This window comes from Lentzea aerocolonigenes (assembly GCF_000955955.1).
Taxonomy (GTDB): domain Bacteria; phylum Actinomycetota; class Actinomycetes; order Mycobacteriales; family Pseudonocardiaceae; genus Lentzea; species Lentzea aerocolonigenes_A.
The window spans coordinates 1-10,333 of the sequence record NZ_JYJG01000245.1; the positions used below are offsets into that span (position 1 = coordinate 1).

Sequence of the window (10,333 nt, forward strand, 5' to 3'; positions counted from 1 at the left end):
TCGATGAAGGTTCCGTTCATGGACGGACACCGGGGCATGACGGAACCCTGCAATTCGCCAACAAAGTCCTTGCAGACGCCCGAACCGCTACCGCGACGGGTCGAGCACCAGCTTGCCCGCGGTCTTGCGCGAACGAAGGTCCTCGTGCGCCTGCCGGATGTCGCCCATCCCGTACTCACCACCGGGAACGGCCTTCAGCTTCCCGTCCACGACGAGCTGGAACAGCTCCGCCATCGCCCGGTGGGCCAACGTGCCGTGCTCGGCGTCGCGCACCCTCAGGGCGTGCGGCAGCCACATACCCGCAACGGTCGTGGAGTGCACGAGCAGCGCTCCAAGATCGACCGGCTTCGGCCTTTCGCGCGAGGCCATGCCATAAAACGCAAGGCGTCCGAACGGAGCCAGCGCAACCAGCGACTGATCAGTGGTAGCACCCCCGGTCATGTCCAGCACGACGTCCACGCGCCGGCCGTTGTTCGCCTCGATCAACGCCGCGGTCATGTCCTCGGCGCGCGAGTCGATCGCGACGTCGGCACCGAGATCGAGCGCCAGCTTCCGCTTGTCATCGGAAGAAGCGGTGGCGATCACCCGACCGGCACCCCACAACTTGGCCAGCTGCACCGCGATCGTGCCGACGCCACCGGCAGCCGCGTGCACGACAACCGACTCACCGGGCTCCTGGTGAGTCGACTTCCGCAGCAGCAGCCACGCGGTGGCGCCCTGCACGATCAACGACAGGGCGGTGAGGTCGTCCACACCGTCCGGCACGTCGAACGTCGTGAGCACGGGAGCGACGGCCTTCTCCGCGTACCCGCCGGAGTTCTTCGTCAGCGCGACGACCCGGCGTCCATCCTCAGTCGTGCCAACGACTTCACCACCGGGAACCAACGGCAGCGTCATCTTCGCCAGGTAGGAGTTCTCCGCCTGGTGCGTGTCCGCGTAGTTGAGACCGGCGCGCGAGACGCTGATCAGCACCTCGCCCTCGGCCGGCACCGGGTCGGGCAGCTCCACCTGCTGGAGCACCTCGGGTCCACCGAACTCGGTGATCTGAATAGCACGCACGTCAGCTCTCCTTGAGCGCGATGGAAATGGGGTCCTTCTTGGCGGCCTCGAGGCGCGACCCGTCGGCGGCGCGCGGCCCGGGCGGGTTCCGGAAACCGAACGGCTCCGACTCGCGCCCGGACTGCACGAACCAGGCCTCGCCGGTTCCCGAACCCTCCACAATGGACATGAACGTGTCCACCACAGCGGACACCGGCAGGATCGGCATCCCGATCTCGTCGAGCGTCGACCGCAGCGGCGTGATGATGTTGGTGTCGGCGAACGCGGGGCACAGCGCGTTCACCCGGACGTCCGAGTACGCGCCGCCCAGAGCGCGTACCAGCGCGACGACGGCGGCCTTGTTCGCGCCGTACACAGGATCCCCTGGCATCGGCATGAGGCCTGCCATCGAGGCCGTCGCGACGATCTGACCACCTCGTTCGCGCACCGCGGGCAGTGCGTAATGCATACCGTATACAACACCGTCGAGGTTGATGGCCATCGCGCGGCGGTACGTCTCGACGTCGAAGTCGTCGCCCAGCGAGCACCCGGTGCCGATACCGGCGTTCAGGAACGCGATGTCCAGCCCACCGAACTCGCGCACCGCGACCGCAACAGCCTCGGCGGAGTCCGCGGGCTGGGTCACGTCGCAGCGCACGAACACGCCACCAACCTCATCGGCAACGAGTTTGCCCTGCTCAACGTCCACGTCCGCCACCACGACACGCGCGCCGAGCGAAGCCAGGCGACGGGCGGACGCGGCACCGATGCCGTTCGACCCACCCGTGATGAGTGCGACTTTGCCGGTGAGTTCCACGGGCACCTGCCTCCATCTTTCGCGACATTCCGACCAGTCGGTATGGTCGTCCGCACAGCGCTGGACGTCAAGCGGACTGATAGGTACGTTACTAAGCGCTTGCTTAGCTCGCTATCCCCAGAACTCCAACGAAGGAGGACCCGTGGCCGACAGGGTTGCGATCGTCACCGGCGCGGCTCGTGGCATCGGTGCCGCGGTTGCGCAGCGTCTCGCCGCGGACGGCCTGGCCGTCGCGTTGCTCGACCTCGACGAGCAGGGTGTGCTCGACGGCGCCGACAAGATCGTCGCGGGCGGTGGGCGCGCCATCGGCCTCAAGGTCGACGTGTCCGACGAGGAGCAGGTCAACGCCGCGGTCGCGAAGGTCGCCGAGCAGCTCGGCGCACCGACCGTGCTGATCAACAACGCCGGCGTGCTGCGCGACAACCTGCTGTTCAAGATGACCGCGAGCGACTGGGACACGGTCATGAACGTGCACCTGCGCGGCGCGTTCCTGATGAGCAAGGCCGTCCAGGCCTACCAGACGAAGGAAGGCTTCGGCCGGATCGTCAACCTGTCGAGCACGAGTGCGCTCGGCAACCGCGGCCAGGCCAACTACTCCGCCGCCAAGGCCGGTCTGCAGGGCTTCACCAAGACCCTCGCGATCGAGCTCGGCAAGTTCGGCGTCACGGTCAACGCGATCGCGCCCGGCTTCATCGCCACCGAGATGACCAAGGCGACCGCCGAGCGCATGAAGATCTCGTTCGAGGACCTGCTCGCCGGTGCGGCGCAGACGATCCCGGTCGCGCGAGTCGGCCAGCCCGAGGACATCGCGCACACCGCGTCGTTCCTCGTCAGCGAGGGTGCCGGATTCGTGTCCGGCCAGGTCATCTACGTCGCCGGCGGACCGAAGGACTGATCGATGCGCGTATTCGAAGGTGTTGACGAGCTCGTCGCGGCGAAGGGCGAGCACCTCGGTTTCGGCGAGTGGCACGAGGTCACGCAGGAGCAGGTCAACCTGTTCGCCGACGCGACGCTGGACCACCAGTGGATCCACATCGACGTCGAGAAGGCGAAGAAGGGCCCGTTCGGCGGCCCGGTCGCACACGGCTACCTGACGCTGTCGCTCGTCCCGTTCCTGGTGCGCGACATCTACACCGTCAAGAACATCAAGATGGGCGTCAACTACGGCAGCAACAAGGTCCGCTTCCCGCAGCCGGTGCTCGTCGGCGCCAGGGTCCGGGCTTCGGTCGAACTGCTGGACATCTCGGACATCTCGCTGGGCAAGCAGCTCGTGACCAAGGTCGTCATCGAGATCGAGGGCAACGACAAGCCCGCCTGCGTGGCCGAGATCGTCAGCGTCATTGTTCCTTGATCGAGTGGATCAGCAGATCCGCGTAGTGCTCTGCCAGCCGCCCGGCCGGGATCTCCCCGTCCGGGCGGTACCACGTACCCAGGTGGTGCAACGACCCGAAGAAGTAGTGCGTCGCGAGATCCGCGGGGACATCAGCGCGGAACACCCCGTCCCGCTGCCCTTCCTCGACCAGACCGCGGAACTTCTCGTGGTAGCGCCGCCGTTCCGCCCGCACTTCCTTCTGCTTCTCGGCGGACAGATGATCGATCGACCGGAAGAACACCTTGGCGGCGTCGAAGTTCTCGACACTCGTCACGATCACGTCGATGGCCGCCTCGCGCAGCCGGTCGGTGATCGCTCCGGCACCTTCCGCGATCTTGTCGAGTCGTTCGGTCTGCATCCGCAGCAACCGCCCGTAGATCTCGTGCAAAAGGTCGTCCTTCGACCCGAAGTAGTGGTACATAGCGCCTTTGGTGACACCGGCGCGCTCCACGATCTCCTGCACGGCGACGCGTTCGTACCCCTTGTCCGCGAACAGGCGGGTGGCGGCGTCGATCAGTCTTTCAGGCACGGTCACGACCGGAGCGTACCTCCCGACCAAGGAGAATCCTGGCAATGATCAGTCGCTGGACCGTCGTCGTGGACCGCGACGACCTCACCAAAACCGAAGTCCTGCACGACGAACTCTCCCCCGAGCTGGGCGACTGCGAGGTGCTGCTGAAGGTCAGCCACGTCGGCCTCACCGCCAACAACGTCACCTACGGCGTGATCGGCGACCTCATCGGCTACTGGAAGTTCTTCCCGGTTGCCGCGGAAGGCCGTGGCGTCATCCCGTTGTGGGGCTTCGCCGACGTCGTCGACTCCACAGTGGACTCCCTCCCCGCCGGCACCCGCGTCTACGGCTACCTGCCGATGTCGAGCCACCTGGTCGTGCGCGCCAAGCTCACCTCGTCCGGCTTCGTCGACACGGCCGACCACCGCGCCGAGCTCCCTGCGGTCTACAACGGCTACCTCGTCACTTCTCAGGACGCCGCCTACGACCCGCGGCAGGAAGACATCCAGGTCCTGTTCCGGCCGTTGTTCATGACGTCGTTCCTGCTCGCCGACCAGCTGGCGGACAACGACTTCTACGGCGCCCGCACGGTCGTGATCTCCTCGGCGTCCAGCAAGACCGCGTTCGGCACCGCGCAATGCCTTCGCGGCCAGGGCGTGCGGCTCGTCGGCCTCACGTCGCCGCGCAACGTCGAGTTCACCGAGAGCCTCGGCCTCTACGACACGGTGCTCCCCTACGACGCTCAGGTGGACGTCGAACCCAGCGTGTACCTCGACTTCAGCGGCTCAGCCGACGTCCGCTCAACGCTGCACGACCGCCTCGGCGACTCGCTGGTCAAGGACATCTCGATCGGCCTCACCCAGCAGAAGCCGTCGTCGGACTCGCGCTCGCAGTTCTTCTTCGCACCGGAGCAGCTCCGCAAGCGCTCTGCCGACTGGGGCCCTGAGGGGCTCGCTGAGCGCTTCGGCGCGGCCTGGCACGCCTTCACCGCTCAGGCGGGCGGCTGGGTCGGCATCGCGCGGCACAGCGGCCCGGACGAGCTCGCCGAGGTGTGGCAGTCGGTGCTCGCCGGCAAGGCCAACCCGAACACGGCCGACGTCATCACCTTCTGAACAGGTCGCCCTTGACGGTGTCGAGGAACACAGCCCAGGCGGGCGCCGCGACCGTGGCGTCCGCCAGGCCCTTCGGCGCCTAGCTTTCTGCAGCCAGCTTCTCGATCCACTCAACCGACTCGGCCGTGGTCAGCGCCAGCTTCGAGAGCCGCTTGAAGAGCCCCTTGCTGACATTGACCTGCTCAGCGTCCTCGACGCTGCGCCACCGAGTATCTGGCGCGGGTGTCAGCGGCGGCGGGCACGTTCGCGATCAGCGTGTGGCGGGACTCAACCCGCGTCTGCACGGTCGGCGTCGACTGGAGTCCTCCGAACAGGTGAAATCAGTTCGGCCAGCAGTCCGGCGATGTTGTAGGCGTCGTCGTGGCCGCGGTGGTGGGTGCCGTCGAGCTTGCGGCCGGCGATGCGCATCGCTTCAGCCATCCCGACTTCGCGCTTCAACGCGTGCGAGAGCACGAAAAGCGTCTTGACGTTCACGTGACGAGGCCCGAACGGATACCCCACGCCAAAGGCCGCGCATTGCCGTTCGAACATCTTGCGGTCGTAGTCGCCGTACGACGCCCACACCCGCCGATCCGACCGGAACTCCTTGCGCAGCAACGCACACGCCTCAGCGAACGTCACGCCGTCAGCAACCTGCTCGGCAGTCAGCGTCGTCAGCCGAGTGCAGAACGCACTGACGGAAGACCGCGAAGGCCGCACGAGCACACTGCGCCGCTCGCCACGCACGCCAGTGGAAACCTCGAGCGGGCAGAGACCGATCTCGATGATCTCCGAGATCTGACCGGGCGGCGGCGATCCTTCCCAACACGTCGACTCCACGTCGACGACCAGTACCTGATCCAGTGATATCACGTGCTGATCGTCCCCGACGTGTCCACCGACTTACTTGGACGGATTCCAAGCGGTACCAATGAACTCGTGCACGAACAGCTCGTCCAGGCCGGCATCAGGTTCCGGCAGTGGATGCTCGGCAACCTCGCCCACGCCGCCGGGCACTTCGGGCTCGCCCTCATCGGTCCGCCCGAGTTCGGCTGGCTGGACCGGTCGATCGGCGCGCCTGTCGAAGGAACGCGCTGGCTCCGGGTCGTGTCCGAGGAAGAGCAGTGGGTCGGCGACGCCTGCTGGACCGGCAATCTCGCCGCCAACGTGTTCGACGCCCTGCGAAAACCGTACGTTCTCGATGTCTGCGAGTGGGACGACTGGCGGCGGGTGCGGGCCGAACTGATGACCCTGATGCCAGGCGAACCGTGTTCGCCCGCCGAAGCCTTACGCCTGCCGGACGAGTGGTGGATCGACCTCCGCAAGACGACGGACGCGATCGCGGCGATGCCCACCGATCGCTTCAGCACGGACCAGGCCGAAGTCGCCGGCCGGATCCAGCAGCACTACGGGAACTCGGTGAACCCGGCAGTGCGGCACTGGGAGACGGCGCACGGCGATCTGCGCTGGGCGAACCTGAGAGGACCGGACTTCGGGTTGCTGGACTGGAAGCAGTGGGGCCGCGCCCCCGTCGGGATGGACGCGGCCACACTGCTCTGCGACAGCTTCGCAGTGCCCGAGCTGGCCGAGCGAGTGCGTGACGTGTTCGCCGATGTGCTCGACGCCGGACGACTCGCTCAGCTCTACGTCGAGGCCAGGGTCAGACGATGACCGCGCCACCGTCGACGACGAGCGTCTCGCCCGTCACGTAACCACCGGCGGCAGAAGCCAGGAAGACGACCGCCGCGGCCAGCTCCTCCGGGTCGCCGATGCGCCCGGCGGGCAAAGCTGCCTGCATCTTCTCCAGGTAGCCGGGCGGGTACTGGTCGGTCATCTCCGACGCGAAGAAGCCGGGGCAGATCGCGTTGACCCGAATCCCCTTGCGCCCGGTCCACTGCTGCGCCAAATCGCGCGTCAGCCCCAGCAGACCGGCCTTCGACGCCGAGTAAGCGGCCTGCGGGATGCCACCGGTCACCAGCCCCAGCACGCTGGAGATGTTGATGATCGAGCCGCCGGACTTCATGACGGCAGCAGCGGCCTGAGCCATCCAGTACGCGCCGTTGAGGTTCACGTCCATGACGCCGAGGAACTCCTCCGGCGTCTCCCGCGAAGCCGGCACCGCCGACGCGACACCAGCGTTGTTCACGAGCACCGCGACAGTGCCGAACTCGGCAGCCGCACGAGCGACCTCACGGCAGTCGTCAGGCTGCGAAACGTCAGCCTGCACAACGAGGGCACGCCGACCGACGGACTCGACGAGAGCCGCCGTGTCCTTCAGCTTGTCCGCACGACGAGCCGCGAGCACGACATCCGCGCCGGCCTCAGCGAGACCCTTGGCGAACGCCACGCCGAGACCCGAGGACGCGCCCGTGACGATCGCGACCTTCCCGTCGAGCCGGAACTTGTCCAGGATGCCCACTACGAAAGCCTTTCCAGGATGATCGCCATGCCCTGACCGCCACCGACGCACATCGTCTCAAGACCGAACTGCGCGTCACGGGCCTGCATGCCGTTGATCAGCGTCGTCATGATCCGCGCACCGGTCGAGCCGAACGGGTGCCCAAGAGCGATCGCGCCACCGTGCACGTTCAACCGATCGATGTCGATGCCGAGAGCACGCTGGCTCCCGATCACCTGCACCGCGAACGCCTCGTTGATCTCCACCAGGTCGATATCCGAAATGGACAGACCGGCGTGACCGAGGGCCTGACGGGTGGCGTCGACCGGTCCAAGCCCCATGATCTCCGGCGAAAGCCCGGACACACCGGTGGAAACGATGCGCGCCAACGGCGTGAGCCCGAGCTCCTTCGCCCGCGTGGAGCTCATGATCACCACAGCGGCAGCGCCGTCGTTCAACGGACAGCAGTTGCCGGCGGTGATCGTGCCCTCTGGCCGGAACGACGGCTTCAGCGAAGACACGGCCTCGTACGTGACACCGGCACGCGGGCCGTCGTCCGCATCGACGACCGTGCCATCAGCGAGCACGACCGGAGTGATCTCGCGGGCGAAGAACCCGTCCGCGATCGCCTTCTCCGCGAGGTTCTGCGACCGCACGCCGAACTCGTCCTGGTCGTGCCGCGAGATCCCCATCTGCGTGGCGACGTTCTCGGCCGTCTGCCCCATCGAGATGTAGTAGTCCGGCAGCTTGCCTTCGAGCCGCGGGTCGGTCCACGAAGCGTTCGACGCGGCCGTGTCGAGAGTCCGCTGCTGCGCCTCGTCGAACAACGGGTTGAACGACGGCACACCCGAGTGCATGTAACGGGAAACGCACTCGACACCGGCCGAGATGAACCCGTGCCCCTCCCCCGCCTTGATCGCGTGGAAGGCCATCCGCGCGGTCTGCACCGAAGAGGCGCAGAACCGGTTCACGGTCGTGCCGGGCAGGTTGTCGTACCCGAGTTGCACGGCGATGCGGCGGGCGATGTTCTGCCCGTGCTCGTCCTGCGGCTCGGCACATCCGAGGTGCAGATCCGTGATCTCGGACGCCGGAATGTCGCCCAGCGCAGCCGAAATCACCTGCGCGGCCAGGTCGTCCGGCCGCATGGAGACGAGAGAACCCTTGCGCGCACGGCCAATGGGCGAACGCGCGGTGGAAACGATGACTGCTTCAGCCACAAGACACCCCTTACAGGCCCAGGTCGCGGCCGATGAGTTCCTTCATGATCTCGTTGGAACCCGCCCAGATCTTCGTGACGCGGGCGTCCATCCACGCGCGGGCGACGCGGTACTCGGTCATGTAGCCGTAGCCGCCGTGCAGCTGCACGCAGGCGTCGATGACCTCGTTCTCGATGTCGGCGCTCCAGTACTTCGCCTGCGCCGCCTCGACCGCGGTCAGCTCGCCGCGCACGTGCTGCATCGTCAGACCGTCGATGAACGCCTGCGAGACGTCCAGCTTGGTGCGCAGCTCGGCGAGCAGGAACTTGTTGTGCTGGAACTTGCCGATCGCCTGCCCGAACGCCTTGCGCTCCTTGACGTACTCGAGCGTCTCCTCGAAGACGCCCTGCGCGTGCGCCAGGTTCGAGATCGCGCCGCCGATCCGCTCCTGCGGCAGGCGTTCCATCATGTAGATGAAGCCCTGGCCCTCTTCGCCGATCACGTGCTCTTGAGACAAACGCACGTCGGAGAAGAACAGCTCCGCGGTGTCGGACGGGTGCTGGCCGACCTTGTCGAGCTTGCGGCCGCGCTCGAAGCCGGGCATGCCGGTCTCGACGGCGAACAGCGTGATGCCACGCGCGCCCTTCGAGGGGTCGGTCCGCGCCGCGACGACGATCATGTCCGCGGTGTAGCCGTTGGTGATGAACGTCTTGGAGCCGTTGAGGATCCAGTCGTCACCATCACGCACGGCGTTGGTCTTCAGCGCCGCCAGGTCCGAACCACCGGAGGGCTCGGTCATCGCGATGCCGGTCTTGATCTCGCCGGTGCACATGCCGGGCAGCCAGCGCTGCTTCTGCTCCTCGGTGCACAGGTCGACGAGGTAGGGCGCCACGACGTCGCCGTGGATGCCCAGGGAGGACGCGACCGCCGCGTTCACCCGGCACAGCTCCTCGGCGAACACCGTGTTGAACCGGTAGTCGTTCGCGCCGCTGCCGCCGTACTCCTCGGGGATCTCCAGGCCGAGCAGGCCCTGACGTCCGGCTTCCAGCCACACGTCCCTGTCGATCACGCGCTGCTCGATGAACTTCTCGACGTTCGGCGTGATCGTGCGCTCGACGAACGCTTTCGCCGACTCCCGGAACGCGGCGTGATCCTCGTTGAACAGCGTCCGCTGCACGACTACCTCCATACTAAGCGGTTGCTTAGCGCTAAGCGCCCGCTTAGCGTGCAGTACGATTCATCACCTGTCAACACGCGAGGAGCGGGCCCATGACGACGACCGGACTGGACGAGTTCGCGCTGCTCGACGAGACGTGGCGCACCGTCACCCCGGACGCCGCCCGCCGCATGCTCATCGCAGCCGCGCACGCGTTCGCAGGCAAGGGATACCACGCCACGACGACCCGTGACATCGCCTCCCTGGCCGGAATGTCGCCTGCAGCCGTCTACATCCACTACCGGTCCAAAGAGGAGCTGCTCTTCAACATCTCCCGCGTGGGCCACGAGCTGTCGCTCACCGCACTGTCGTCCATCGAGGGCAGTGACGCGACGGAACGGCTGCACAACGCGGTGAAGTCGTTCGCGAGCTGGCACGCGGAGTTCCACACGACGGCGCGGGTGGTGCAGTACGAGCTCGGCGCGCTCTCCCCGGAACACCACGCGGAGGTGGCGTTGCTGCGCCGGCAGATCGACCAGACGATGCGCTCGTTCATCGAGGACGGCGTCTCGGAGGGCACGTTCGACGTGCCGGATCTGAAAGGCGCGACGCTGGCCGTGCTGTCGCTGTGCATCGACGTCGCGCGCTGGTACCAGCCGGGCGGGAAGCGGACCCCGGACGAGATCGGCGCTCTCTACGCCGACCTGGTCCTGCGCATGGTCCGCCCCACCTGATCAAACGATGAAGGGAACCT

The 10,333-nt window shown here is 66.8% G+C and carries 12 protein-coding genes; 5 read left to right on the plus strand and 7 right to left on the minus strand.

Annotation, left to right across the window (positions count from 1 at the left end):
• Positions 1-87 precede the first annotated feature (87 nt).
• Together UK23_RS29140 and UK23_RS29145 are read right to left on the minus strand one after the other, a co-directional pair.
• Entirely contained in the window at positions 88-1,059 is a 972-nt protein-coding gene (locus tag UK23_RS29140; RefSeq protein WP_045314869.1) for a quinone oxidoreductase family protein, read from the minus strand.
• Between the two features lies 1 nt (position 1,060).
• Positions 1,061-1,861 carry an SDR family NAD(P)-dependent oxidoreductase gene (locus UK23_RS29145; protein WP_045314870.1) on the minus strand — a complete coding sequence of 267 codons (801 nt, stop codon included), beginning with the start codon at positions 1,859-1,861 and terminating at the stop codon, positions 1,061-1,063.
• A 136-nt stretch (positions 1,862-1,997) separates the two neighbouring features.
• On the opposite strand from UK23_RS29145, the gene UK23_RS29150 reads away from it, so the two are divergent.
• Together UK23_RS29150 and UK23_RS29155 are read left to right on the plus strand one after the other, a co-directional pair.
• A complete protein-coding gene (locus UK23_RS29150; RefSeq protein ID WP_045314871.1) occupies positions 1,998-2,750 on the plus strand; it encodes an SDR family oxidoreductase in 753 nt (250 codons plus the stop codon).
• 3 nt (positions 2,751-2,753) lie between these two features.
• Positions 2,754-3,206, plus strand: a complete 453-nt coding sequence (locus UK23_RS29155; RefSeq protein WP_045314872.1) for a MaoC family dehydratase — start codon at positions 2,754-2,756, stop codon at positions 3,204-3,206.
• Here the strand turns inward: UK23_RS29155 and UK23_RS29160 are convergent.
• Positions 3,193-3,762, minus strand: coding sequence for a TetR/AcrR family transcriptional regulator (locus tag UK23_RS29160; RefSeq protein WP_231114726.1), 570 nt, complete (start codon positions 3,760-3,762; stop codon positions 3,193-3,195). The genes UK23_RS29155 and UK23_RS29160 overlap by 14 nt on opposite strands.
• Before the next feature lie 38 nt (positions 3,763-3,800).
• Here UK23_RS29160 and UK23_RS29165 point away from each other — a divergent pair, with 38 nt between their 5' ends.
• The gene (locus tag UK23_RS29165) at positions 3,801-4,850 is read left to right on the plus strand and encodes a DUF2855 family protein (RefSeq protein WP_045314874.1); all 1,050 of its coding nucleotides are present in this window, start codon (positions 3,801-3,803) and stop codon (positions 4,848-4,850) included.
• A 267-nt stretch (positions 4,851-5,117) separates the two neighbouring features.
• Here the strand turns inward: UK23_RS29165 and UK23_RS29170 are convergent, their stop codons facing one another.
• Positions 5,118-5,702 (minus strand): 3'-5' exonuclease, encoded by a 585-nt coding sequence (locus UK23_RS29170; protein ID WP_045314875.1) that lies wholly within the window; start codon positions 5,700-5,702, stop codon positions 5,118-5,120.
• Positions 5,703-5,768: 66 nt separating this feature from the next.
• On the opposite strand from UK23_RS29170, the gene UK23_RS29175 reads away from it, so the two are divergent.
• Positions 5,769-6,500, plus strand: coding sequence for a hypothetical protein (locus UK23_RS29175; protein ID WP_052685164.1), 732 nt, complete (start codon positions 5,769-5,771; stop codon positions 6,498-6,500).
• Here the strand turns inward: UK23_RS29175 and UK23_RS29180 are convergent.
• Genes UK23_RS29180 through UK23_RS29190 form a run of 3 tightly spaced genes read right to left on the minus strand, consistent with a single transcriptional unit; the run spans position 6,490 to position 9,600 of the window.
• Positions 6,490-7,248, minus strand: coding sequence for an SDR family NAD(P)-dependent oxidoreductase (locus UK23_RS29180; protein ID WP_045314876.1), 759 nt, complete (start codon positions 7,246-7,248; stop codon positions 6,490-6,492). The two genes, UK23_RS29175 and UK23_RS29180, sit on opposite strands and share 11 nt — an antisense overlap.
• Positions 7,248-8,444: an acetyl-CoA C-acetyltransferase gene (locus UK23_RS29185; protein WP_045314877.1), complete on the minus strand. Its 1,197-nt coding sequence runs from the start codon at positions 8,442-8,444 to the stop codon at positions 7,248-7,250. Before UK23_RS29185 ends, UK23_RS29180 begins: the two co-directional genes overlap by 1 nt.
• 10 nt (positions 8,445-8,454) lie before the next feature.
• On the minus strand, positions 8,455-9,600 hold the full coding sequence (locus UK23_RS29190; RefSeq protein ID WP_045314878.1) for an acyl-CoA dehydrogenase family protein: 1,146 nt from the start codon (positions 9,598-9,600) through the stop codon (positions 8,455-8,457).
• Positions 9,601-9,692: 92 nt separating this feature from the next.
• Between UK23_RS29190 and UK23_RS29195 the strand changes: the two genes are divergently transcribed.
• Positions 9,693-10,313 carry a TetR/AcrR family transcriptional regulator gene (locus tag UK23_RS29195; protein WP_045314879.1) on the plus strand — a complete coding sequence of 207 codons (621 nt, stop codon included), beginning with the start codon at positions 9,693-9,695 and terminating at the stop codon, positions 10,311-10,313.
• Positions 10,314-10,333: the final 20 nt, after the last annotated feature.

Excerpts from the sequence above, each read along its gene's own strand:
- UK23_RS29155 (WP_045314872.1), top strand. The coding sequence starts at position 2,754 with ATGCGCGTATTCGAAGGTGTTGACGAGCTCGTCGCGGCGAAGGGCGAG.
- UK23_RS29165 (WP_045314874.1), top strand. The coding sequence starts at position 3,801 with ATGATCAGTCGCTGGACCGTCGTCGTGGACCGCGACGACCTCACCAAA.
- UK23_RS29195 (WP_045314879.1), top strand. The coding sequence starts at position 9,693 with ATGACGACGACCGGACTGGACGAGTTCGCGCTGCTCGACGAGACGTGG.